The following is a 24,555-nucleotide window of genomic DNA, read 5'->3' as shown; positions in this document are numbered from 1 at the left end:
GCATGACCTCCATGGGCGAGCCTGACGCGACCGACCTCTTTGCGCCATGGGAGGGATGGATCGACAGCTGGGAGACATTCCAGCAAGAAGTCAACAGGCTGACGTCGACCTATTCGAACGAACGCTTCGTATGGCGCGGCCATGCCAACGCCCGCTGGGGGCTCCGGAGCTCCCTGGATCGGGCACTCACTACCCAGCTGGATCGCCCGCCGACCGAGGACGACTTGGTGGCAGCTGAGAAGCGCCTCCTCCACCTGGCGCGCATCGAGTGGCGGCTCGACGGCATACCTGCGCTCCAACTCTTCGCCCAGATGCAGCACGTGGGAGTGCCCACGAGACTGCTGGACGTCACGTTCAATCCGCTCATCGCCGCTTGGTTCGCGGTCGCGCGAGACCCGATCAACGATGAGGATCCGGCGCGTCTGCTGGTCTTCACCGACAGCAACAGGCCGCTCCAGCTGAACACGAATTGGAACTCGAACACACCACGGTGGCATCGGCTGACCGACGAGACGAGCAGGCGTCGGGTGAACTGGGGTACGGGCCTGGGTCGCAAGATCTGGCGTCCGCCCGCGCTCCACGACCGCATACCGGCGCAGAATGCCGCCTTCATCCTCGACGGAGCGCCGATCGATGCGCTGGAATCGGGTCGCACACGGCCCGACGGGCGTTCGATCTGGGCGGCCGCCGAACTCCGACGCTTCGCCTCAGTGCCGATGCGCCTCGCACACGTCGGCGAGGACCGACTGCCGAAGAAAGCGCCGGTGTTCACGTACCGCATCAGTCCGGGCGCCAAGAGCGAGATCCGTGAGCAGCTGGAGGAGCGCTTCGGATACCGCTTCGCTACGGTCTACGCCGACATCGAGGGCATGGCGGAGTACGTGAAACGGTGGCCCGAGCAACTCATCTGAGTCGTCGGGCAATACCGACCGCCAACCCCTGGCCTACAGCATGGTGCTGGTGCGATACGACCTCTCGCTAGCGCTTGCGTTTGAAGAGGGTCCCGAAGGCATCGGCGACACCGACAGCGGCGCCCTTGATCGCATCGCCGGCCTCCTCAGCGGCAGCCGCTGCTCGCGGCTTGTCCGGGATGCCGTCGCCGTCGATATCGACGGCTCGGAAGGCCTCGGTTGCCCGGTCGACGGTTGCTGACCCGAAGCGTCCCGCCGCGGTAACGCCTTCGGATGCGGTCGCGAGCACTTTGTCTCGAGCTTCCGTGGCGGCCTCACTCCAGCGCTTCGCGTCCTTCGACTCGGAGCCCGGTTCAAGGCCGAGACGTCCGCGGAAGTCGTGGAGACCGGCCGCGACGTGATTGCTCGACTTCACGGCCGCAGGTGCGTCGAAAGGGTTCAGCAGCACCTTGGTGTTCGCCCGCTGCACTGTCTCGTCCATCTGCGTCAACAGACGTGCCGTGCTGCGGCCGATGAGTGCGAGCCGGTTCTGGCGGGCTGAACTCAGCCCAAGTCGATGGTTGTCCAGTTCCTCGGGCGCGGAGTCGAGCACGCGCTCGAGTTCGAGCACCGAGAACCCTTCCTGGAGCTGAAAGGTTCGGGCAATGACCGCGAGCCATTCCCGGACCTTCGGCTCAGCGTCCTTGGTTGCCTTCGCGATCTCGCCGAGGTCCGCTTTCTTTTCGAGCTTCTCGGCGATCGCGTCGAGCTGTCGGAGCGCGTAGGCCTGTGTGCGCGCGAGTGTCATCCCTGTCCCCTGCACCTTCGACCAGGTGACCTCGGAGACGCGCCCGACCTGATCCCGCACGGTCAGGGCTTCCTCGATGACGAGGTCGACGCCGATCATGTCTGCGAGCACGGCGTCCTTCTGTCCACGCAGGATGTCGTCGACCTTCTCGTTGATCTCTTGGAGATAGTCGACGATCTCATCCATCTGCTGCTGCATCGCGCGTTGTTGCATCATCGTGGACAGGGCCGCCACGGCGAACGGTCCGCTGAGTAGCACGGACGGGGCCTGCGCGATCTGGAGCCACCGTTTGATATCGCCGGGATTGCCGATCATGGCGTGGTCTACGCCCGGAGTATTCGTGGGCATCAGTCCGAACATCTTGACCGCTTCGGCCGACTCCGCAGTGAGCTTCACCCACCGCCCAGAGTTGGTCGCGACGTCTGCACCGACCTGTGTGGCGGCGCCTGCCGTGCCCGAGAAGGACCAGAGACGATGCAGGTCAAGCTCCCGAGACGACGCCTGGTCAAGGCCGGTCGCGAGGAAGAACCGCTCGACATCCGTCCGATCACCGATGACGGCCAGACTGTCGCCGTCGCTCACGAGCTCGATCTCGCTCCCCATAGTGACTCCTTCAGCCCGCGGGATGCATTTCACACCGTCGAGCGCCTTCTTCTTGAGAGTACCGGGGGGGCCGACATACACCGGGTGGCTCCGGGCTTATCTCGCGGCGTGACGGAACCCTGCCGCTCGGGAATGGCAACCCTCGCGTGTCGGTCTGATGCACCAGGATGGGAAAACGCCGATCCTGGCATTACTACGACCGTTACATCAGGAGAGCCCACCCGTGGTGAACCACGTCAACTTCATCTGGAACATCGCCGAGTCATTGCGTGGACCGTTCAAGCCGTCCGAGTACGGCTCGGTGGTTCTGCCTTTCACTGTGCTCCGCCGGCTCGACGCAGTCCTTGCCGATACGAAAGCCGAAGTGCTCGACGTCGCGAAGAGCACCGCGAATCTTCCAGAGAAGCTGCAGGAGATCAAGTTCACCGCAGCATCGGGCCACCAGTTCTACAACACGTCGCCCTTCGACCTCGCCAAGCTCGTCGCCGACCCGCAGGACCTCCGGGTAAACCTCTCGTCCTACCTGGCCGGGTTTTCGCAGAACGTGCGTGACATCTTCGACCGGTTCGAATTCGACAAGTCACTGAACAAGCTGGCGGAGAAGAACAAGTTGTTCGCGGTGACCGAAAAGTTCGCGCAGGCCGACTTCCATCCCCGCACGGTCAGCAACTTCCAAATGGGTCTCATCTTCGAAGAACTGATCCGGTGGGCGAATGAGCGCTCCAATGAAACCGCGGGCGATCACTACACGCCGCGCGAGGTCATCGCACTGATGGTGCAGCTGCTGTTCGCGCTCGACGACAACGCCCTCTCCAAGTCCGGCGTGGTCCGATCCATCTACGACCCGACCGCGGGCACCGGCGGGATGCTGTCGGTCGCGGATGAGTACCTGCGGAGGATGAACCCGGGCATTCAGCTGAGTCTGTATGGGCAGGACTACAACGATTCCTCGTACGCGATCTGCAAGGCTGACATGGTCATCAAGGGCCAGGACGTCGACAACATCGCGCTCGGCGATACCCTCACTGAAGACGCGTTCGACGACAAGAAGTTCGACTACGGGCTCTCCAACCCGCCCTTCGGCGTCGATTGGAAAGACCAGCGGATGGTCGTCGACGACGAGCACACCAAGCTCGGCTTCAACGGTCGCTTCGGACCCGGCACACCCTCCGTCAGCGATGGGGCGATGCTGTTCTTGCTGCACCTCGTGTCGAAGATGCGCAAGTCCGAAGACGGCGGCTCACGCATGGCGATAGTCCTCAACGGGTCACCCCTGTTCTCCGGCGGTGCTGGCGGCGGGGAGTCGAACATCCGCAAGTGGTTGCTCGACAACGACCTCGTCGAAGCGATCATCGGGCTGCCGAAGGATATGTTCTACAACACCGGCATCTCCACGTACATCTGGGTGCTCACCAACCGCAAGGAAAACGACCGCAAGGGCCGCGTGCAGCTCATTGACGGCCGAGAGATGTTCACCAAGCTCCGCAAGGGTCTCGGCTCCAAGCGCAACGAACTCTCCCCGACCAACATTGAGACCATCGTCGGCCTGTACGCCGGATTCGAGAACGGCGAGCACTCGAAGATCTTCCGCAACGAAGACTTCCTCTACCGCACCATCACCGTCGAACGGCCCCTCAAGCTCAACTGGCAGGCCACCCCCGAGCGCATCGACGCCGTGTTCGAAGCCAAAGCGATCCAGAAGCTGAGCGAGAAGGATGCCGTAGCCCTCCGCCGCACCCTCGAGCGGCTCGCCACCCCCTCGGACGTTGAGCGAGCCCAGCGAGACGAAACGCCCTCCATCTGGCGCAACCGCACCGAGTTCCAGGAGGCGCTGAAAGATGCCGCGAAGACCGAGGGCCTCGCGCTCCCCACACCGGTGCTGAAGACCGTGACCGCCGAGCTCGGCGAACAGGACGACACCGCCGACACCTGCACCGACACCAAGGGCAATCCCGAGCCGGATGGCTCGCTCCGCGACATCGAGAACGTGCCCTGGGACGAGGATGTCCAGGCCTACGTCACTCGCGAAGTCCTCCCCTACGCACCCGACGCATGGATCGATCACACGAAGACCAAGGAAGGCGCTGAGATCCCCTTCACGCGCCACTTCTACCAATACGTACCGCCGCGCCTGCTCGAAGAGATCGACCGCGACCTCGAGGCCGTCATGGACGAACTCCGCTCAATGCTCGACAAGGTCGAGCATTGAGCGCCAACCATGAGCTCGAAGGCACCGAGCCCCGTCACCGCATCTCGCAGCTCGCCACTCTGGTCAATGGGCATCCATTCGACTCAGCAGATTTCAGTTCGGACGCAGAGGTGCCGCTTGTCCGCATCCGCGATCTCACCACGCCTACCTTTGAGACCTTCGTACCCAGAGAGAAGGTCCCTCGCTTCGCGCTCGTTCGGGACGGCGACGTACTGATCGGAATGGACGGTGACTTCAACTCCGTGCTCTGGAATCGAGGCGAAGCCGCGCTAAACCAGCGCGTGTGCCTCCTCCGCCCACACCGAGGAGTTGACTCGCGGTACCTCGCTTACGCTCTTCCGACACACCTCAAAGAGATCAACGATCTGACGTGGTCCACGACTGTCAAACACCTCGCGGCGGGAAGCGTGCGAGCGATACGTGTTCCCGCTCACAGCGCTGATCACCAGCGGGCGATTGCAGACTATCTGGATCGGGAAACGGCGCAGATCGACGCGTTCATCGCGAAGAACGAGGAACTGATCGCCCTCCTCACCGAGCGCCGCACGGTCGCGATAAACGGCATGGTGTGGTCGGGGCTCGGTGACGACGCGACGCCCGCGGCTGTCGGAGAGGCACTACCGCAGGCGCCGCAGCATTGGTTGCGAGTGCGCAACAAGCAGCTATTCCGCGAGCGTGCCGGGCTTTCCGAGGACGGCGGGGGCGAACTGCTCACGGTTTCTCACATCACGGGAGTCACGCCTCGGTCGGAAAAAAACGTGACGATGTTCGAGGCGGAATCGACCGTCGGGTACAAACTCGTGCACTCAGGCGACCTCGTCATCAACACGATGTGGGCGTGGATGGGTGCGCTCGGTGTTGCCAGTGCCCCAGGAATCGCGAGTCCGGCGTACGGCGTCTATCGCCGTATTGGTGACCTGCCTTACGAACCCCGGTATTTCGACTACATCTACAGATCGGCGCCATACGTTGCGAAGATGTCGGTCTTCTCGAGAGGGATCACCGACTCGCGACTTCGTCTCTACCCGGAGGCGTTTCTGCGACTTCCCGTCGTCGTGCCTCCGCTCGAAGAGCAGCGTGCGATTGCTGACCGCATCGCGGATCAAACCGCAGGGATCGATAAGGCAGTTTCGTCCGCAACGCGAGGAATCGGGCTTGCGCGCGAGCGTCGCGCCGCGCTGATCTCGGCGGCGGTGACGGGGAAGATTGACATCGCCCCCTGCGTGTGACGGTGCCGCGTGCAAACTACTTCACCGGCCAGTTGAGATGCTTCCGGCGCAGACCGTGCTGAGCGAGCGAGAACACAAACGGTGGGTGCACGGTCGCGACGCGATGGATTGCCTCCGCGTGCGCAAGACACAGGCCGGCCATCTCATCGGCCGTGACATCGCCGCGGGCGAAAGCGAAGACGCGCGCGTCGTGCATATAGATCGCGCGGGCTTGAAGGGGCCTGGTCGCGACGCGATGATCCTTGGCAATCAGGACGAATCCTGCGAGTGTGCCTTCCCCGATCCACTCCTCGTCAGCCATCCTCTGCGCTCGCGTATCCCCGAAATGCTCGGCGAGGGTGACAGCATCCCACCCCTCGTCGCGCAGCACGGTGACCAGTTTGCGACCGCCGAGTGACCTGTCGAGGAGGTATCGCGGAGAAGTCACGTCACGCGGCCTGTACGATGAGCGACCGGATCTCGTTCGGCTGCAGGCCGAAGTCTTCAGCGACTTCAGCGACACGTTCCCCGGCTCTGACTCGGCTTATCACGTCCTCTACACGGACACCGAGACGGTCGATGGTCGGCTGCCCCGAGTTGCGGTGCGGGTCGACCACGACGTCGACTACCTCAAAGGTCGGCAGGTGGATCACGTTGACGAACCCGTCGCTGTAGCTGATGCTCTTCAGATACTCGCTGACAACCTCTTTGAAAACACCTTGGTGATTGCGCACGACAACCAGGTCGCCCTCGCCATTGCGATAGAGAATCTCTGCGCCGTCGGTCATCAGCCGCTCGCTGAGCAGCGCATTCTCTAGGCCGATCTCGTTGCGGAGCACGTCGACCGCAGGGCGGATACGCGCCAGAGGCAGTCCGGCTCGGCGGAAGGCCTCGATGATGAATCCCTCTGCCAATGCATTGAACGGCACAGTGATGCCGCGACCGGGGCGCACGCCGGTCAGCAGGGCGGGGCTCCACCCCCATTCGCCTGCCTGCCGTTGCTTGAACCGGTGGCCCTGAGCCCATCGGCCGAATGAGCTCGCTGGCGCCTGGATGATGCGGGCCGCCTCGCTCTGCGAGTAGATCGGCGTGCTGTAAGCCGAGTCGACCGAAGGCACCGTTTGCATGCAAACAGCGTAACCCGCGCGACCTACACGGGTCGATAGGCTCTGGGCATGACAGGCATCGCGGGGGCGCATCTGGAGTCGGTGCTGGAGAACGAGATCGCTGAACATCTCGCGGCGAACGGGTGGCTTTACTCGCCGGCCGATGCCGGCTATGACCGTGAGTTCGCGCTGTTCTCCGAGGATGTGCTCGGCTGGCTCGCCGACTCGCAGCCGGTGGAGTACGCGAAGGTCGTGCGTCCCGGCGACACCGAGGCTCAGCGCGAGGAGGCGGCGCACAGCATCCTGAACCGTCTGGCGAACGCGCTAGACAACGATCCGCTGAAGAATGGCGGGACGATCCGGATTCTGCATGAGGGCTTCTCGATGGTGCCGTTGCAGGGCGGTGCGGTGAAGTTCAAGTTGGCGCAGTTCCGACCGGCGACGACGAACAATCCGGACACGGTCGAGGCGTACGCGAAGATGCGGGTGCGGGTGATGCGTCAGGTGCATTACTCGAAGAAGCACCCGAACAAGGCGCTGGATCTGGTGCTGTTCGTGAATGGCATTCCGGTGGCGACGGTTGAGTTGAAGACGGACTTCACGCAGTCGATCAGCAACGCGGTTGCGCAGTATCAGTTCGACCGGAACCCCGCGGGTGAGCCGTTGTTCGCGTTCGCGAAGCGGTCGCTGGTGCATTTCGTGGTCTCGAATAGTGCGGTGCAAATGACGACGAAGCTCGCCGGTGCGGCGACGCGGTTCCTGCCGTTCAACAAGGGTCACGACGAGGGTGCGGGTAACCCGCCAAACCCGAACGGGTCGGCCTCGTCGTACTTCTGGGAAGAGACCCTGCAGCGCGACACCTGGCTGCAACTGCTGGGCTCGTTCGTCCACCTGCAGATCGAAACCGATGTCAATCCAGACACGGGGAAGAAGACGCGCGCCGAGAAGGTCCTGTTCCCGCGCTACCACCAGTGGCGGGCGGTGAGCCGGCTGGTCGAGGCGGCACGGATTGAAGGGCCAGGGAATCGGTACTTGGTGCAGCATTCGGCGGGGTCTGGGAAGACGAACTCGATCTCGTGGCTCGCGCATCGGCTGTCGCAGTTGCACGATGAGCAGAACGAGCGGGTGTTCGACACGGTCTTGGTTGTTACGGACCGGACGGTGCTGGATAAGCAGTTGCAGGACGCAATCGCACAGTTCGAGAAGCAGGCCGGTGTGGTGCAGTCGATCACCAAGGATGGTGGTGAGTCGAAGTCGAAGCAGCTTTCTGCTGCGTTGACCGGTGGCAAGAACATCGTGATTGTGACGATCCAGTCGTTCGAGGCGATGATCACCGCGATCCAGACGTTGCCGGAGTTGCAGGGGCGTCGGTATGCCGTTGTCGCGGATGAGGCTCATTCGTCGCAGACGGGATCGACTGCGGGAGCGTTGACGAAGGTGTTGTCCCCGGCCGAGCAGGCGGCGGTAGCGGAGGGCGCGCCGGTCGATTCTGAGGTGTATCTGCAGTGGGCGATGGAAGTGACCGCGTCGGCACCGAACATCTCCTACTTCGCGTTCACGGCCACACCGAAGGCGAAGACGTTGGAGCTGTTCGGACGGGTGCCCGAGGGTGGGGATCTTCCGGAGCCGTTTGATCTGTACTCGATGCAGCAGGCCATCGAGGAAGGGTTCATCCTCGACGTGCTGCAGAACTACACCCCCTACAAGGTGGCGTGGAAGCTGCAGCATCCCGGCGCCGATTACGACGGTGACAGTGAGGTCGATGAGTCCACCGCGGTGAAAGCGCTCGTCCGGTACGTGCGGTTGCATTCGACGAACATCAGTCAGAAGGCGAAGATCGTCGTTGACCACTTCCGGACGTTCGTGCAGCCGCTGCTCGATGGGAAGGCGAAGGCGATGGTCGTTACGGGGTCTCGTCTGGAAGCGGTGCGCTGGAAGAAGTACCTCGACGACTACATTGCAGGCACTGGCCTGACAGGAGTGCGGTCGCTGGTCGCTTTCTCGGGCACAGTGGATGACCCCGAACTCCTGGGCGAGGGGCTCACCGAGCGGACACAGAACCCGGGAGTGCAGTCGGACCTCGCGGAGGCGTTCAAGCCGGGGACCTACAACGTCATGATCGTGGCGGAGAAGTTCCAGACCGGGTTCGATCAGCCACGGCTGGTCGCGGTGTATGTCGACAAGAATCTCGGCGGGGTGCAGGCGGTACAGACCCTGTCCCGGCTGAACCGCACATTCCCGGGCAAGGAGAAGACGTTCGTCCTCGACTTCGTAAACGAACCGACGGACGTGCTCGATGCGTTCCTCCCCTACTACCGGAAGGCGACGCTCACCGCGACGACCGACCCGAACCTGATCCTGGACCTGGTGACGAAGCTCGACTCGTCCGGGATCTACACGATGAGCGAGGTCGAGCAGGCATTCGATGCCGCCCTCGCTGGCGGGACGAACGCGAACTCGAAGGTGTCGGCGGCGACCGCACCTGCGGTGGACCGGTTCCAGAAGCGGTGGGTCGCGGCCGTTCTCGACGACGACAAGACCGAGCAGGACGAGCTGAAGCTGTTCAAGTCGGACGTCGGACAGTTCGTGAAGTTCTACGACTTCATCTCCCAAGCCCGCAACCTCGAAGATACCGACTTCCCCCGCCGGCACTACTTCTTCCGCCGGATCCTGCCGCAGTTGTCGACCGCGACTTACGTGGAACCGGTGGATATCACGCTCGTGCAACTCGTCGGATACAACATCAGCGCGGGCGAGTCGGCGCAGTTGAAGCTCGAGCAGGGGCAGAGCCTGGACCCGATTGCAGCCATCGGTTCGGGAGCAATTCACGAGAAGCACCGCAGCGCCCTCGAGGAGATTATTCAGACACTCAATGAGCGCCTCGGCGACAGATACGGCGTGGGCGTCATCGACATCACCATGAACCATATCGTCGGCAAGCTCGCCCTCGACTACAACCTCGCCAAGCAAGCCGAAGTCAACACTCCGCAGCAGTTCGCCGAGTCACCGGCGCTCCCGAAGGCATTCACCAAGGCAGTCGTGGAGGTGCGGGACGAGACGCCCGCGTTCATCGATGATCTCCTGGAGGACTCCGGCCTGTTTGGCGAGTTGAGCAAGGCCCTGCCTGCAATGTTGTACGAGTACCTCAAGGGCAAGGGCGTGCCTGGGGAGTAGATCTGGGACAGTGGGGACCAGGGCTACGGATCCCTAGGTGCCACGTTGTCGCATGCGAAGCAGCCAGTTGATCGCTTCTGCTCGGTTCTGTTCCAGGCTTCCGATCCGCAAACGGTGCAGCTGCCGACCCAGCCAGCGCGCCAAGGCGAACTCGGCGCCATCGGAAGCGTTCAGGCGCGGCACGACGCACGTCCGCTCGAAGAAGCGCACGCAGGTGGCGCTGGTTGATCGGCATGCCCCTGGTGTCTGGTTCACCCGGCGGACTACCCCACGGGTGACCCGGATCACCGCTACCTCGAGGTCCAGATGGCCGGAGAGCACCACCCTTCCGGAGTAGAAACCACGACTCCAAGTCGTGACGGTCATGAACGACGGCCTCGTGTTCACCCCTGTGCTAGCGCTCCCCCTGACTCGTGCCACTTTCTCGTGATTCTGGTTTCGGGGGCTTGGGATCGTTGATTTTCCGGGGGTGTTGGTGTCCGTGCGGGGCACTAACCGCGTCGATTTAGACTCGCTCGGTGGGGTTGTTTGTGCGGAAGGTGAGGACCGCGTCTGGCGCGACGGCGGTCCAGATCGTCCGCAAGCATCGTGGGGTCCGCACGATCGTGGAGCACATCGGCTCCGCGCACGACGACGCGCAACTGGCCGCGCTGGTGCAGATCGCGAAAGAACGGATCACCGTCGGGCAGCTTGAAGCGCCCCAGGTTTGATGCCGCATCCTTTTGAGTTGGAAGGATGTATGTCATGCCGAAGAAGATCGATCCCGCCCTCCGTGACCGGGCGGTCCGTTTGGTGCGTGAGCACCGGTCGGAGTATCCCTCGTTGACGGCCGCGTCAGCGGCCGTCGCTCGCCAGGTCGGTGTCGGCCACGAGGGACTGCTGCACGGATAGGTGACAGGTTGTAGTCACGCCGCCAGTGCGGCGGTCGTGTTCATGATGGTCTCGAACTCGATGGGCGTCAAACGGCCCAGGCGCCGTTGGCGTCGGCGTCGGTGGTAGGTCCGCTCGATCCAGGTCACCAGTGCGATGCGCAGTTGCTCACGCGTGGTCCAGGATCGGCGGTCGAGGACGTTCTTCTGGAGCAGCGCGAAGAAGCTTTCCATGGCCGCGTTGTCTCCGCTGGAGCCGACTCTGCCCATCGATCCGACCATGCGGTGTCGGGTCAGGGCGCGCAGGAATTTCCTGCTCCGAAATTGAGATCCTCGGTCGCTGTGAACCACGCAGCCGGCGACGTCGCCGCGCATGGCGACAGCGTTCTCGAGCGCTTGGACGGCCAGACGAGACTTCATTCTCGAATCGATCGAGTACCCCACGATCCGGCCGGAGAACACGTCCTTGATCGCGCAACAGTAGAGCTTGCCTTCCGCGGTCTTGTGCTCCGTGTAGGGTCGGCCAGCAGCGCCCTGTCTGGCTTGCGCCGGGTGGGTTTCTGCTGGCCGCCCTCCGAACCGGACGTGCCCATTCCTGAGCATCCGGCTCTCCATGCGATCACGCCGTGACGCTCGCCCAGGGGTTCGGGATGCGGGTTCCTCGGTAGCGGTAGCGGGTCACGGGGACCTGCCAGGCACGGAAGAACTCGATCCCCTCGGCGCGGATCTGCCACCGGGGCAGGTGCCGTCTGACGAGGGTGCGCATATTCAGCTTCGGGTGCCGCTTCTTCAGCCAGCCCACGATCCGCCAGAAGGCGAAGTGATCGATGACGGTGAAGACGCGTTTGACCACGCCGTGCTGGAAGTAGGCGCACCAGCCCCGCAGCGCCGGGTTGAGGCGGCGCAGCAGGTCGGCGAGCGTTCGATGGGATGCCCGGCGGGTCAGCGTCCGCACCTTGTCCCGGATGGAAGCCAGCGACTTCCGTGACGGGTAGGTGTAGATCGCGGTCTTCCCGCCATGACCTCTGATCCGGCGGCGCTGGATGCGCCACCCGAGGAAGTCGAACCCGGTGTCTATGTGCGTGACCGTCGTCTTCTCGACCGACAGGCGCAAACCCATCGGCGCGAGCACGGTGGCTGTTTCGTCCCAGAGCGCTTCGGCATCCTCGCGGGTGCCGCGGACGAGGACGACGAAGTCGTCCGCGTAGCGGACCAGCTTCATCGTCGCGCCCCCGGCGCGTTGATGCTTCGTGCGCGACCATTGCGGGCCGAGCATGTCCCACTTGCGTTGGAAGTGCTCGTCCACCACGGACAGGGCGATGTTCGCCAGCAGTGGCGACAAGATCCCGCCTTGCGGGGTGCCGGTGAACGTGTCCCTGTTCACGCCGTCCTCACTGAGGACGCCCGCTCTCAGGAACCCGCGGACCAGACGCAACACACGCTTGTCGACGACCCGCGCCCTGACGCGCTGCATGAGCGCGTCGTGGTCGATCTCGTCGAAACACGCGGTGATATCCGCTTCGAACACCTGCACGTAGCCACGTGAGGCGTAGTAGTGGATCTCCGCGATCGCGTCCTGCGCCCGCCTGCGCGGCCGGAACCCGTACGAGGACGGCTGGAAGTCGGCCTCGAAGATCGGTTCCAGCACCAGCTTCAAAGAGGCCTGAACGATCCGGTCCGTCATCGTCGGAATCCCGAGCTTGCGGACCTTGCCGTTCGCTTTCGGGATCGACTTCTGACGCACCCGCTCTGGGACGAACTCGCCGTGCTTCACGCTCTCGCGCAGCTCGGCGAGCATCCCGTGCACCTTCTCCGGCGGGACGGATCGCGGGGCGATTCCGTCGACTCCGGCGGTGCGGCCTCCCTTGTTGCCCGCCACCCGGCTCCACGCCGCAACGAGGAACCCGGGGTCATAGACCAGGTTGAACACATCATCGAAGCGACGACCGGGGTCGGTCGTCGCCCATTGGTGCAGTTTCGTCTGCATTCTCAGTACCCGCGCCCACGCCTCCTGAGTATCGGCTGGCCACGGAACATCCGCATTCACGGTTGTGTCTCCCTTACTGCTTGTCGATCCTGCGATCACACTGGACCCCTTCGCCATGCGGCCGGCTTTCCCGGCCTCGGACTACTACGGGCCCTCCGTCCCATCCCGGCCCGATCAGCAGGCCGTGCGCTCAGCCCTCGGTGTCGTCGCTGGCGGCGACGCACCTCCGGCGAGGCCGGGATAGTTCCCACGTTCACTCTCGAACCCTTCGACGGGATCGGCACCCAGTTATGCCCCAGCATCCTCGCCACGGCTACGCCGCAGGCTTTCACCGTGGCCTCCCGACCGGCGACATCACCCAGCCCAGGAGTTCCCCTCACCGCCGAAGCCGTGAAGGTGCGCGATGCAACCCGACCCGCATCCGCCAGGTTGGAGTCGGTGGTCTCGTATTGAGAGGCTTTCAGCCACTGGTTCCTATCCGTATGCCTCTCCGTCTCGCTAGCCGAGCCCGCACCATCTGGCAGTTCTGGCACGACTCGTCGTTGTCGAGGACTGCTCCACCCAACCCGCTCACGCCAACGGGCCAGATCGTCCTCCAGCTATCACACGCCTGCTGCGACAGGCGCCGAGCGGTGTCCTTTCACCACCGCAAGGTTCAAGAGCGCCTCGTGGCGCTCGATGTCCACCAACCAGAGCTCGTTCGGCGCCTCGGCCGCGAACACATGTCGCGTTCTGCCGTCCTCGTCGATGACGGCGCAGAGATCGTCGTGGACCGGCGGGCCTGGCTTCTTGCCATTGCGGCCCCGCTTCTTCCCGAACGCGGACCACCAGCCATTGCTCGATGCGATCCGCCATGCGGTCCGATCGGCCATCGCTTCACCCGCCTCCGCTGCCTCGTCGGCGAGCAGCCGGTGACCGAACTCCGGGTCATCCTTGTGCGCGTCGAACAACGCGTTCGCACGATACGCCTCCACCACCTCACTGGGCGTGATGGGAGCGGCCAGCCACCGGTAGTAGGGCTGACGAGAGAGCTTCAAAACCCGACACGTCACCGTCACAGGGATCCCTGCAGCGGCGAGCTCCGTCACGAGCGGGTAGAGCCTTTTCCCGGCAGGTTCGCCTGCGACAGATACGCCGCCGCCCGCCGGAGTACTTCGTTCTCCTGCTCGAGTAGCCGGTTCCGCTTCCGCAGTTCACGGATCTCCGCCGCCTCGGTCCGGGACTGGCCGGGCTTGGCGCCCTCGTCGACCGCGGCGCGGCCGAGCCACTTCTGCAACGTCATCGGGTGGACGCCGAAGTCTTTCGCGATCTGCTCGATCGTGACTCCGGACTCGCGGTTCCTCGCGACGCGGACCACGTCGTCACGGAACTCGGTGGGATAGTGAGTATTTGGACTCTTGAGAGCCACTGGATATTGAGGTTCAGGGCCATTCGATATTGGGATTCGGGGCCAGTGAGTATTGCCGGTGAGCGCCACCCGGGGTGGGTGGTGGCGCTCACCGGCTGGGCTCAGTTCGTCGTGGCGGTGTGTTCGCGCATGTTGACGTCGCCGGTCTCGATCCAGATGGTGTTGTGGACGATGCGGTCCATGATCGCGTCGGCGTGGACTCCGGAGCCGAGGCGCTGGTGCCAGTCCTTCTTCGCGTACTGGGTGCAGAACACCGTCGACGAGGCGTCGTAGCGGCGTTCGAGGAGCTCGAGCAGCATGCCGCGGACGCTGTCGTCGGGGCTGTCCAGGAGCCATTCGTCGATCACGAGGAGGGTGAAAGCGGCGTACTTGCGCAACCACTTCTCCTTCCCTGCCGGCTTGTCCTTCGCCGTGGCCCAGGATTCTTCAAGGTCGGGCATGCGGATGTAGTGCGCCCGGTAGCGGTGCTGACAGGCCTGCTTCGCCAGCGCGGATCCGAGGTAGCTCTTCCCGGAGCCGGTGAAGCCTTGGAACACGACGTTCTGCTGACGGGTGATGAACTGGCAGGTGCCGAGCTGGGCGATCACACCGCGGTCCAGGCCGCGTTGTTCGAGCAGGTCGAGGCGGCGCAGGTCCGCGTTCGGGTAGCGCAGTCCCGCCCGCCGGATCAGGCCTTCGACCTTGGCGTGGCTGAACGCGGCGTGGGCGTCGTCGACGGCCAGTTTCACGCGCTCCTCGAACACCATCCCCAGGGTGAGGGTGTCGTCCTGGACCTCGAGCGCGTCGACCAGCGACGCGACGCCCATCTCCCGGAGCTTCCGCTTCGTCTCGGAGTCGAGCCGGCTCATCGGGCGCCTCCCGCGTAGTAGTCCGCCCCGCGGACGTAGCCTGCGGGCTCCGCTATCGCCGGTTCCGACCAGGGGCTCCTGCCGTCGGGGTGATCCTGGTTCGATTCGAGGATGGGCCGCAGGTGCGCGTAGCGCGGCGAGCGGACCCGTGATGCGAGCGCGATGCCGGCGGCTGCTTCCACCCGGGCCGCGGAGTAGCGGCGCGTCAGCCGTAGCACCGCCAGGGCTGCGTCGAGGCCCTGCTCGTCGACGGGCACCGATTCGAAGATCCGGTTCACCACCGTCGTGGTGTCCTCGCCGATCCGGGCTGCCCATTCCCGAACCCGGTCGGCGTCCCACTGCCGGTAGCGGGGCCTGCCCGGCAGGTCCGCGTCGTGGGTGCGGTACTCGTTCGAGGCCCCCACCGGGGCGAGCAGATGACTGGTCAGGCGCTGATCGCCGTCGAAGATCTCCAGCGTGGTGTCGGTGATGCGCAGGTCGACGCTACGGCCGATGTTCACGTAGGGGACGGAGTAGAAGTTGCGCTCGAACACGACGTGCCCGTTCTTCTGCACCCGGCGGCCGTAGAACCACCGCGAGATCTCGAACGGCACCTGCGGCAGCGGCCGCAGCAGCGGCTTCTCCTCACCCTCGAACACGCCCAGCCGCGAGCCGGCGCGCTTCTGGAACGGCTCCGCGTTGAAAGCGGCCACCCGCTCATAGACCGCCGCCCGCAGCTCCGGCAGCGTCGCGAACTGCCGATCCCGGAGTCCGGCGATCACCCAAGTCGCGATGTTCCCGACGGTGTTCTCGACGCTCGCCTTGTCCTTCGGCTTCCTCACCCGGCCGGGCAGCACCGCCGCGGAGTAGTGCGCCGCGAGCTCTCGATAGGCGTCGTTGAGCACCACCTCGCCCTCCGCGGGATGCTTCAGCACCCCGGTCTTCAGGTTGTCTGGCACGATTCGCGGAACACTGCCGCCGAACCAGTCGAACATCGCGACGTGCGCGCGCAACCAGGTGTCCTGCTTCATGTCCAGCGTCGGCTCCACGAACGCGAACCTCGAGAACGGCAGCGTGCCGACGAACACGTAGACCCGCGCCTGCTTCCCGGTGACCGGGTCGGTCAGCTGCATCGTCTTGCCCGACCAGTCGACCTCGACCGTCTGCCCGGCCTTGTGACCGACCCGCGACGCGGCCCCGGCGATCAGCACGTGCTGCTGGTAGGTCTTGCAGAACCGGTCGTACCCCATCGCCGTCGATCCCGTGGTGCGGCAGGCGTCGACGTACTCGCCGTGCAACAGCTTCAGCGTCACCCCGACACGGGCGAGCTCACGATGCACCCGCTCCCAGTCCGGCTGCGCGTGAACACTGTCATGCTCACCCCGCCCCGGAAACAGCCGCGCATACACCTCGGCTTCGTCGAGATCAGCGACGTCGTCCCAGCCGATCCCTCCCCGGTCAGCGGCGTCGATGACTGCCGCCACGCTCGTGCGGGACATGCCCTGCGCGGCGATCTGCCGCCCCGTGAATCCTTCTGCGCGAAGCCTCAGCACCAGCTTCGCTTTGATCCTGCGTACCATCCGAACTACTCCTTCTGCCGCGCGATAGGTCCGCGCGGCAGAAGGAGCCTAGAAACGATGGCCCTGAACCCGAATATTTGGTGGCCTCCAACGAAGCGATCCCGTCACTGCGCGACCGGCCCTCGGCCGCAATATCGGTGGCCCTCAGAAGAGCGAATACTCAGGATAGGGCTTTGGCACGATGCCATCCTTCCAGGCCACCCTCCCGGGCAAGCCAGATCAGATGTCACCTATCCGTGCAGCAGTCCCCACACCTTGAAACCGGCGTCGCTCGGACCGGCATTGATCTTGACCATCGCAGCGCGCTCCATGACCTGCAACGCAATCTGTCCGCGGGGAAGATCGACGATTCCGGAATCCACGATCGAACCGTCTTTGGCGATCCGTGTCTCGCCGCGCCAACTGGCTCGGGGCGCCGACTCGCCGGGACGTTCTGACTCGCTACCCGCGATAAAGCCAAATCGGGGTTCGATGTACTTGTGCGGCACTCCCGTCGGATCAGCCCCGCACACGACACAAGGGTCCCGGTTGTCCTGTGGGGACTCGGTATATGAGTCACACTTTTTGCAAATGCGGTAAAAGACAGGAGGATTCTCGCGTTCTTTCTGCCGCGCGATTCCCACCGAGGTCCACAGCTTTCCGCCCGCTACGACGCGGGTGCCAGGTGCGTATTCGAAGATCGCCTGGGAGAGATCCCTAGCGAGGTCGAGCTTGCCCGAATCCGCCAGACCACCGGGAATCCTCATCTCGACGGTGTCCACGGGGAAGCCGTACTTGGGGATCAGATTGCGGTTGGCGAGGAAGCCGAGAAGGCTACGGGTGCGAATCGTCTTCAACACTCGTTTGTAGTAGTCCCCCTGACTGCCCTTCCGCTCGTCGAACGCTGTGTGTAGAAGGTCCTCGTAGAGTTCCACATCTGCTCTGTAGTCACGCTGAACCGAGGCCAGAAGAGCGGTCAAGTTGCCGGTCCACTTCTGCCAGTCCCAGTCCGCCCTGGCGAGGCCCGTACTCTGAACGAGATTGGCGATAGACGAGTCAAGCCGTGGCTTGTTCGCCGTGAGCCACGCAGCCACTTCTTCGGCGGCTGATGTCGCCGCGCCGTCTGCCACGCCGAAAAAGTCCTCCACCGACCTGAACTGGCGTGCACTCGATTGAAAAACGTCACGCCAATAGGCGGCCAACGCCACGGAAAAAAAGTGCCGTTCGGCGAGCCGCGGATTTCCTGTTGGGACGACCGGTGTCCTGACCGCCCCGGCTATCTGTTTGGCAGGATCCGCATACACCGTCAAGTCGTGTGAGCGCCGCTGAGCATATGTCAAAACGAGCGCGGCGCTGTCGGTGCGGCGACCAGCTCGACCGGCCCGCTGGATGTAGTTCGACACCGTCGGCGGCACGTTCCGCAGCACAACGGACTGAAGCTCACCAACGTCGACGCCGAGCTCGAAGGTCGTGGAACAAGACAGCACATTGATCTTCCCGTCGATGAACTCCTGCTGGATCCGTGCTGCCTCTTCGCTGGTCCATTGCGCCGTATGCTCGCTGGCCGAAAGCGGGATCGCTTCGAGCGTCCGGTAGAGATGCCTGTAGTGTCCCTCGTCCTTCCCGTCGCGTGAGAGCGCCCACGGCGCAAGCAAACCGTCGCAACGGAATCGAGGGCAAACGTCTCGAACATTGATGTTCCCCACTCCCCCGCATTTCTCGCACCGCCACAGAGGATCCTCTTCTCGCATCAGCGTTGCCTCGAGGGCGGTGGGATCTAGTTGTGAGACTGCTCCGAGATCCTGGGTCTGAGGATGCACGAACCACAGCGAGAATTCACCAGTTGGGTTTGTAAGCAGATTCCAGAGTCCGTCCAGGGCCATGCCTGCCTCGCTGGCATCAAGTCCCATCGTTGCGAAGATCCGCGACAGGTACCAAGACCGCGTGTTACTCCGACGGATCGGGCCGCTAGATGTCGGCGACCAACTGAGGACACGGCGCCTTGGATCTCCCCCCACGCGGCGCACGTAGATCGGACCAAGCCGGGGCTCGAACAGTGACTCCTTTATATCCACGTTCTCGAGAGCCGCGACCGCGCCCTGAAGTCGTAACGTGCGAACGAGCGCTTGGACAGTATCGAGCGCCTCCCGCTCGGTGAACCCCGCCGTCAGCAAGGGTCGGAGCGAATCGGTCGCGCCTGGTTCTCGCATGCGCCACTTGACGAGCCCGACCCCTTCGAGCGACTGCCTGTCGTCCAACGCCATCACCTCCGCCTGAACCCATGTTTCGGCCGCCGTCTGCCTTCTGAGCGAACTCCACGCCTCGGGAAAATAGCCTGCTCTAGTCGCAATCAACCGTGCTTTCGACGCGATGTCCTCTGTGGCGGCCGCCTCGCCCTCGAACTGCGCACCACCCACTGCGCGAGCGAGGATCTGGCGCTCCATGAGTCGCTGATAGCTCTGTTCGAGGTACGGGGCGAAGAACGCGGCCTGCTGTCGGCTATCGCTAAAGACGAGTAGTTTGCGGCCCGCCCCTGGCAGGTGAGAGCTCGCGCCGGAGGCGGCTCCGGGGAGCTCCTGGTACAGGGCGGTGGTGAGCACGCTCACCGACGCGTCGTTGCCACTCTCGAATCTTCGGATCGTGCGCGGGCCATAAGCGCCGCACTCCATGCAGCGGGGAGACGAGTTACCACTACGTGCCACGCGCGACGTTCGCACGGTGCGAGCTCCGCAACCCTTCGCCGCGCATAGACCCCCCGCCTTCGACGCCACGGACCCGCACCGAAGGCAAAGACCAACCTCGCTCGCATCGTCGAGCACGGCCTCATCGAGCACGACATCGTCTTCATCGAGTGTGTCGGTATCGGACCGGTCGAAACTCATCCACACCGTGCGGTTGACCCCCGCCGCTTTCGGCGAGAAGTGAACGACCCCGTCAATGATCCGCTCCGAACCGACGAGATGCACTCCGCCGCAGCGTCTGCACGCTGCCAGCTCGAAGGCGCACCATCCACAGTCCGGGCAGTTCTCCCTCCGAGCGAGCGAAAGATGCGGGCCGCTTTCGGAGAGGCATGTGAACGCACCCTCTGTGGCGCGGGCAAACAGGTGGTATTTCGCCGCGAGCGCCGGAGTGCCCTCGGGATCCTTCGCTTGCGCCGCGAGATCGACCAGCGTGGTGAGCTGTTCGGCCGTGAGTTGCTGATTACTCAGTCGGGGCAGAACATCGCTCAGTGTTCGTGGCTTGCCCGTCCCGAGCCGATGCAGCTCTCGGACCGTCTCTTCTCCCGCAACCACGTCGAAATCGGTCTCGCCTGTAGCGCCAGCCGCACGTGCGTCTGCGACGAGCCCGCGAAGCGTCTGGCCGGGCGAGATACTCGCGGCGTCGAACGTTCCCCACGACGCCTCACGGAAGAGCTGCTTGTGGCTGGCTGTGACGACGTCGCCCTGACTGGCGTCGAAGGGCGCACCGAACAGATCACTGGCGAACTTTGCGGCCCGCGCGAGGTCAGACCCGACGGTCGCGCTGGTCGCTATCGCCTGGATATTGCGTCCCGACGCCACCCGCTCTCGAAGTCGCCGCAACAGATACCCGATCTCGGCGCCGTTGGCGCCGTCGTACACGTGTGCCTCATCAACCACAACGAATCGCCAACCTTCGGCGGACGGATTGCTAAACAGCTCGCTGTCCTCGGGACGCAGCAACAGGTATTCGAGCATGGCGTAGTTTGTGAGCAGCAGATGCGGCGGGTTTTTGCGCATTCCCTCCCGGCTCAGCAATTCGTTAGGGAGCAAGGGCTCGTTCGGATGCTGAGTTCGAAACTTCGCCTCGGCGTCCGGGCGGCGCTCCAAGGTCTCCCCGGTGTAACGACCAAAGGTAATTTCGGGCGTTTCAGCCAGCACTTCACGCAAACGCTTGAGCTGATCATTCGCCAGTGCGTTCATCGGGTACAGAAGAAGGGCTCGGACCCCGGGCGTCGACAGGGATTTCTCGGGCTCTCGAAGTATCCCGTCCAGGATGGGGAGGAGGAAGCTTTCTGTCTTGCCGGAACCGGTTCCCGTGGCGACGACGACATTGCGCCCAGCACGAATCTGTTCCAAGGAAGCAACCTGATGCGAGTACCACGGGCGCGCGAGACTGAAATGTTCGCTCTCGAGACGAGCGAACTCCGCACCTAGTGCCCCGCTATCGATGAGTTCCCTCGCGCTCGCTCCCTGCAGGTAGGCAGGCGTGAGTTCGAGGTAGGGCCCCTTCACCAGGCCCTCTCGCGCGCCAGCCAGGCGATTGATCTCGCCCGAGAGAGCGGCCGCGAGATCTGGGTCGTTCGGGCTGATCAGGCTACCCAAGTAGCGTCGATACGCATCCGACAGACGGTCGCTGACGGCGAGTGGGTTGATGGACGTCATTCGTTCTCCCAGCGAGTCATCCAGAGCTCGGCGAGCACCAGATCTTGTTCAATGAAGTCGGGCGCGCAATCAGCTAATTCTGCGTACGCGAAGCGGTTGCGCTCGTAGACGGCGAGCGCGTCGTGCGAGCCGCGCGCCGCCAGGCGCGCAACGAGCGCAAGGCTGATCGAGACACATGGCAGCAACGGCCATCCGTCTCCGCCGGACCGAGCGCGCAGGGGGCCAACAGCTCGCTCGCCCAACTCGCGCCCCAACAGAGCGCGGCAGCCCCCGACGATTGCGCCGGCAGCCAGCGCGGTCTCACGGACTCGCGCATCGACTCGGGCATCGAAAAGAGAGCGCGCGTGCAGAGCTCGTTGATCGCGCTCGAGCAGTAAGCCCGGGATGGGTGACGCTACGCGCCAAAGCGCATTCAACTGGTCGATCGGCATCCCTGACATGATCTCGGCCTCACGACGGAACGCACCTACCGACTCAAATTCGTCAGTCCCCGACTCAAGAATCTGCCGAGCACTCGGCCCGAGGTTGCTGTCCAACGAATCTGCGAGTTCCGGATTCGTTCCATCCCATGCACCCAGCGATTCCAGCAATCCCAAAAACGGGGAGATCCGCCATGTACGAGTATCGAGCGCGCGGTCCATCGTGCGTGCCGTGGCTGCCCAACCGTCGACGACGAGCCGTGTGTGCGTGGCACGAGACCACCGCGCAGCCCGAGCAGCTCCGTGAAACCGCTCCCCGTATCGTCGCGTCAGCTGGCCAACATCGGCGAGCAATGCACGTCGGGGGCGCACCGCGCGGGCAGCCCGGAGTAGTCCATAGATATCTACGGCATAATCGACTGCCTCGGGTGATTCGGGGCAGGGCGCGATATCCGCCACCCATCCGATGAACGAATCCTCCATGCCCCCGTCGCCGACAGCCGCCGGGATGTCCAAGCGATGGACGTTGTCGCCTGGGTCACCGAGCCGCGCAGGCCAAGGGTCGAACGACCACGGGTCCCGAACTCGTACGAGCATGCGTGCGGGTCCGCGCCCACGGAGAGGCTCTGGCAGAGGGATCAGATTCACCTCCGCCGGTACGTGCACAAGCTCCGGCGTGCGCCACGGAGCAAAATCGAGGTAGATGCCGAGCTCCAGGTCCAAGGACTCACCATTCTTCGCCACTCGTAGGTGATCCCCGTCGATGACGATTTCGGAGACGAGTGCCTTGGGCCGGATCCTGGCGAGGACGACAGTTCTACCGACAGCGTCGTAGACGAGTTCGCTGACCCCACGTTGCGCTGCCGTATCCGCAAAGGTGGCGAGGTTGAGGGTTGCAATGCCCGTTTGGTTCGCGCGGAGATCCGCAGTCTGAATCGAGGTTCGCCCGGCCTCGAGACGGACGATTCCCCCCTGCCGTGGCTGGGTGTTGAGGCGAAGCATCGACGTTGCGACGCTGTCGAGCTCGATATTCACCGCGCCGATGCCTGGCGCTGAAGCGCCTTCGGAGCTCACCGCACTGACCCACATGTGGTCGACGTCCGTCACGACGGCGAGCGTTGTTGCACGCGCTTCGCCTACGAGCTCCACCCCGACGCTTCGGTCGCTGCTCGCCAGATGGACGATGTGCTCCCGGTCCGCTCCCGAAAGCACCAGTTCACATGGTTCCAGACCACCGCCCGGTGCAAGCCAACGGAACTCCGGGGTAGCGGCGGACGCGTAACCTTCGGCGATTGCGATCATGAAGATGGCCCCTCGGCCCAGCGGGCCTTGCGCACGAATCTCGAATTCGCCCACGATCGATTCGCCCCAGAAATCCGGCCACGCGTCGAACGTCATCGGTTCGTCGCCCACGTTGACGACAACGGAATAGGTCTCGTCCGCCCCGGCTCCCCGAACAGCAATGTTCCACTCTGTTGTTGCTAGACGCCCTCCGGGATCCTGAGGCGTTGCCGGGAGGCACACGGACGGTCGCTCCGCAAACACGTGTCCACCGGCAGCGCTACGGACGAAGGGTAGCGTCTCGACATTCTCCAGGTACGGCCGGGTGATCGAGGACACGTAGCGCCAACGAAACTCGCTGCCGTCACCGCGCGGCCGTAGGCGCACGACGTCTGTCAGATCGACGAGGGCGAACGCCCAGTTGTCCCATCCGTACGGCGCGTCGACGACATCTATAACAACGAGCGTGCCCTCAACATCCAGCACGGCCGCGAGATCGAGGTCGCTCTCGTTCGGCACGGCTATCCATGCTCGGCCCTTCGGCAGCTGATGACTTGATGGCAGTGCCGCACGCGAGGCGGCGTCGAAGACGAGAGCTGGAGACTCAGCATCAACCACCGGCAGATCCCACTGCTGCTCGCCTCCTTCGATGGCGATCAGAGCGTTCCGTTCCGGTCTGCGGATGACTTCGCGAGTCGGTTCGACGGAGTCACCGGGGAGCGGCGCAGAGACTACTCGGGTCCAAGACTCCCCCGCGACGGTGACCTGCCAGGTAACGCCGGTCTTCCAACGATGCTCGAACGGAGGCAAGTGGACCTGTATTTCCCCGTCGATGTAGACGAGCCGCGGCACGAATCGCTGCTCTCGCCGCCGGCGCTGGCGCCCAGCGCTCACTTCACCCGCGACGAGGAGGCGGCCTACTTCGGCAGCGATATGCGCGGGGAGGGCATCAAGTGAGACCTCGGACGCATCCACCCCCGAGCCCAGGGCGTCGAGGATGCCGAGAAATCGATCGACAAGTTCAGTCGCGACTTCACCGGCTTGCGTGAGGAAACGCCAGGTGGGAGCATCGAGCCCTTTGCTCGCGGCAACGCCCCGAGACATCGCGGCCGCCCAGGCGCAGAAATCCGTGCCCGTCAGGTCATACGTCAGCGAATCTCTACGCTGCAGAAGCCGCAGGAAGTCCCCGATGCCGGATATCGGGATGCCTGCGTGCATGAGAATCTCACCGAGATTGCGCAGCGGAGTATCGAACCGCGATAGACCGAGCAACGTAAGACCGTGCCGAAAGGCTTCCGCAAATTCCTTCTGCTGAGTCTGGACCATCTCGATGCCGGTGACTTCGCTGACACGAGGCCAGAAGGTCCCCTCGTCGTATTTTGACGAAGCCACCGCCGTCAATCCCGTCAAGACTGTGGCGCAGTATCGGTTGAGAAGGGGCCCTCGAGGTTTCCGGAGTCCCGCGAGCACGAGGTACTTGTCACCCAACTCGCGGAGATGCTCGATCGCCTGCGCCGCATCGAAGTCCGCTTCGGTGACGAGGGAGAGCCCACGCATCCTCGCCCGCCACTCGCGATCCTGCTCACGAAAATCACTGATTTCCATCCTCGTTCTCCCCCCGCCCTGCAGAGCCTTGCAGACTATCGGCAGGCAGCGACATCGTTTGCGTCAGTTGCGCGCACACGCGTAGGGCGCAGGGCCGCCAGATATGATCTCGATCGGCTTACCAGATCGGATCCGACGGCGGGCTCAGAGCGGTAGCCCAGGGGCTAGCGCGCGGTCAAACAAAGGTCGAAGCGCCGAC

The 24,555-nt window shown here is 63.9% G+C and carries 16 protein-coding genes and 2 pseudogenes; 6 read left to right on the top strand and 12 right to left on the bottom strand.

Annotation, left to right across the window (positions count from 1 at the left end):
- Positions 1-2: 2 nt before the first annotated feature.
- Positions 3-911, top strand: coding sequence for an FRG domain-containing protein (locus AB2L57_RS09290; protein ID WP_409046906.1), 909 nt, complete (start codon positions 3-5; stop codon positions 909-911).
- A 67-nt stretch (positions 912-978) separates the two neighbouring features.
- On the opposite strand, the gene AB2L57_RS09285 is transcribed toward AB2L57_RS09290, so the two are convergent.
- Positions 979-2,301 (bottom strand): hypothetical protein, encoded by a 1,323-nt coding sequence (locus tag AB2L57_RS09285; protein WP_409046905.1) that lies wholly within the window; start codon positions 2,299-2,301, stop codon positions 979-981.
- A 157-nt stretch (positions 2,302-2,458) separates the two neighbouring features.
- Here AB2L57_RS09285 and AB2L57_RS09280 point away from each other — a divergent pair, with 157 nt between their 5' ends.
- A complete protein-coding gene (locus AB2L57_RS09280; RefSeq protein WP_409046904.1) occupies positions 2,459-4,510 on the top strand; it encodes an N-6 DNA methylase in 2,052 nt (683 codons plus the stop codon).
- Entirely contained in the window at positions 4,507-5,739 is a 1,233-nt protein-coding gene (locus AB2L57_RS09275; protein WP_409046903.1) for a restriction endonuclease subunit S, read from the top strand. Before AB2L57_RS09280 ends, AB2L57_RS09275 begins: the two co-directional genes overlap by 4 nt.
- 16 nt (positions 5,740-5,755) lie before the next feature.
- On the opposite strand, the gene AB2L57_RS09270 is transcribed toward AB2L57_RS09275, so the two are convergent.
- Together AB2L57_RS09270 and AB2L57_RS09265 are read right to left on the bottom strand one after the other, a co-directional pair.
- Complete coding sequence (locus tag AB2L57_RS09270) at positions 5,756-6,109, bottom strand: hypothetical protein (RefSeq protein ID WP_409048607.1); 354 nt, start codon at positions 6,107-6,109, stop codon at positions 5,756-5,758.
- Positions 6,110-6,167: 58 nt separating this feature from the next.
- Positions 6,168-6,845 (bottom strand): DUF433 domain-containing protein, encoded by a 678-nt coding sequence (locus AB2L57_RS09265; protein WP_409046902.1) that lies wholly within the window; start codon positions 6,843-6,845, stop codon positions 6,168-6,170.
- Between the two features lie 48 nt (positions 6,846-6,893).
- Here AB2L57_RS09265 and AB2L57_RS09260 point away from each other — a divergent pair, with 48 nt between their 5' ends.
- Positions 6,894-9,998, top strand: a complete 3,105-nt coding sequence (locus tag AB2L57_RS09260; protein ID WP_409046901.1) for a type I restriction endonuclease subunit R — start codon at positions 6,894-6,896, stop codon at positions 9,996-9,998.
- Positions 9,999-10,031: 33 nt separating this feature from the next.
- Here AB2L57_RS09260 and AB2L57_RS09255 read toward each other — a convergent pair whose 3' ends face one another.
- The gene (locus tag AB2L57_RS09255) at positions 10,032-10,364 is read right to left on the bottom strand and encodes a hypothetical protein (protein WP_409046900.1); all 333 of its coding nucleotides are present in this window, start codon (positions 10,362-10,364) and stop codon (positions 10,032-10,034) included.
- A 173-nt stretch (positions 10,365-10,537) separates the two neighbouring features.
- Here AB2L57_RS09255 and AB2L57_RS09250 point away from each other — a divergent pair, with 173 nt between their 5' ends.
- Together AB2L57_RS09250 and AB2L57_RS09245 are read left to right on the top strand one after the other, a co-directional pair.
- Positions 10,538-10,708 (top strand): hypothetical protein, encoded by a 171-nt coding sequence (locus AB2L57_RS09250; RefSeq protein WP_409046899.1) that lies wholly within the window; start codon positions 10,538-10,540, stop codon positions 10,706-10,708.
- Positions 10,709-10,742: 34 nt separating this feature from the next.
- Positions 10,743-10,877 (top strand): annotated as a pseudogene (locus tag AB2L57_RS09245) (IS3 family transposase); the annotation flags it as partial.
- Between the two features lie 26 nt (positions 10,878-10,903).
- Here AB2L57_RS09245 and AB2L57_RS09240 read toward each other — a convergent pair.
- From AB2L57_RS09240 to AB2L57_RS09205, 8 genes and pseudogenes are all read right to left on the bottom strand, one after another.
- Positions 10,904-11,380, bottom strand: a pseudogene (locus AB2L57_RS09240) (IS3 family transposase); the annotation flags it as partial.
- Between the two features lie 106 nt (positions 11,381-11,486).
- Positions 11,487-12,854, bottom strand: coding sequence for a group II intron reverse transcriptase/maturase (ltrA, locus tag AB2L57_RS09235; RefSeq protein ID WP_267189910.1), 1,368 nt, complete (start codon positions 12,852-12,854; stop codon positions 11,487-11,489).
- 602 nt (positions 12,855-13,456) lie between these two features.
- Positions 13,457-13,942: a hypothetical protein gene (locus AB2L57_RS09230; protein ID WP_409046898.1), complete on the bottom strand. Its 486-nt coding sequence runs from the start codon at positions 13,940-13,942 to the stop codon at positions 13,457-13,459.
- Complete coding sequence (locus AB2L57_RS09225; RefSeq protein ID WP_409046897.1) at positions 13,939-14,262, bottom strand: transposase; 324 nt, start codon at positions 14,260-14,262, stop codon at positions 13,939-13,941. Before AB2L57_RS09225 ends, AB2L57_RS09230 begins: the two co-directional genes overlap by 4 nt.
- Positions 14,263-14,363: 101 nt before the next feature.
- Positions 14,364-15,110 (bottom strand): ATP-binding protein, encoded by a 747-nt coding sequence (locus AB2L57_RS09220; protein WP_409046896.1) that lies wholly within the window; start codon positions 15,108-15,110, stop codon positions 14,364-14,366.
- Positions 15,107-16,669 carry an IS21 family transposase gene (gene istA / locus AB2L57_RS09215; RefSeq protein WP_409046895.1) on the bottom strand — a complete coding sequence of 521 codons (1,563 nt, stop codon included), beginning with the start codon at positions 16,667-16,669 and terminating at the stop codon, positions 15,107-15,109. Before istA ends, AB2L57_RS09220 begins: the two co-directional genes overlap by 4 nt.
- Before the next feature lie 230 nt (positions 16,670-16,899).
- Complete coding sequence (locus AB2L57_RS09210) at positions 16,900-21,051, bottom strand: DEAD/DEAH box helicase (protein ID WP_409046894.1); 4,152 nt, start codon at positions 21,049-21,051, stop codon at positions 16,900-16,902.
- The gene (locus tag AB2L57_RS09205) at positions 21,048-24,356 is read right to left on the bottom strand and encodes a hypothetical protein (protein WP_409046893.1); all 3,309 of its coding nucleotides are present in this window, start codon (positions 24,354-24,356) and stop codon (positions 21,048-21,050) included. Before AB2L57_RS09205 ends, AB2L57_RS09210 begins: the two co-directional genes overlap by 4 nt.
- Positions 24,357-24,555 lie beyond the last annotated feature (199 nt).

The sequence above is a fragment of the Microbacterium sp. HA-8 genome (assembly GCF_046111165.1).
Taxonomy (GTDB): Bacteria; Actinomycetota; Actinomycetes; order Actinomycetales; family Microbacteriaceae; genus Microbacterium.
Note: the sequence above shows the minus strand (reverse complement) of the source record. Positions and strands in the feature narration are given on the sequence as shown.

What these genes read in the sequence shown, in the direction of transcription:
- AB2L57_RS09280 (WP_409046904.1), top strand. Translation starts at nt 2,459, where the DNA reads ATGCACCAGGATGGGAAAACGCCGATCCTGGCATTACTACGACCGTTA.
- AB2L57_RS09220 (WP_409046896.1), bottom strand. Translation starts at nt 15,110, where the DNA reads ATGAGCCGGCTCGACTCCGAGACGAAGCGGAAGCTCCGGGAGATGGGC.
- AB2L57_RS09260 (WP_409046901.1), top strand. Translation starts at nt 6,894, where the DNA reads ATGACAGGCATCGCGGGGGCGCATCTGGAGTCGGTGCTGGAGAACGAG.
- ltrA (WP_267189910.1), bottom strand. Translation starts at nt 12,854, where the DNA reads ATGCAGACGAAACTGCACCAATGGGCGACGACCGACCCCGGTCGTCGC.
- AB2L57_RS09210 (WP_409046894.1), bottom strand. Translation starts at nt 21,051, where the DNA reads ATGACGTCCATCAACCCACTCGCCGTCAGCGACCGTCTGTCGGATGCG.
- istA (WP_409046895.1), bottom strand. Translation starts at nt 16,669, where the DNA reads ATGGTACGCAGGATCAAAGCGAAGCTGGTGCTGAGGCTTCGCGCAGAA.
- AB2L57_RS09285 (WP_409046905.1), bottom strand. Translation starts at nt 2,301, where the DNA reads ATGGGGAGCGAGATCGAGCTCGTGAGCGACGGCGACAGTCTGGCCGTC.
- AB2L57_RS09290 (WP_409046906.1), top strand. Translation starts at nt 3, where the DNA reads ATGACCTCCATGGGCGAGCCTGACGCGACCGACCTCTTTGCGCCATGG.
- AB2L57_RS09205 (WP_409046893.1), bottom strand. Translation starts at nt 24,356, where the DNA reads ATGGAAATCAGTGATTTTCGTGAGCAGGATCGCGAGTGGCGGGCGAGG.
- AB2L57_RS09265 (WP_409046902.1), bottom strand. Translation starts at nt 6,845, where the DNA reads ATGCAAACGGTGCCTTCGGTCGACTCGGCTTACAGCACGCCGATCTAC.
- AB2L57_RS09255 (WP_409046900.1), bottom strand. Translation starts at nt 10,364, where the DNA reads ATGACCGTCACGACTTGGAGTCGTGGTTTCTACTCCGGAAGGGTGGTG.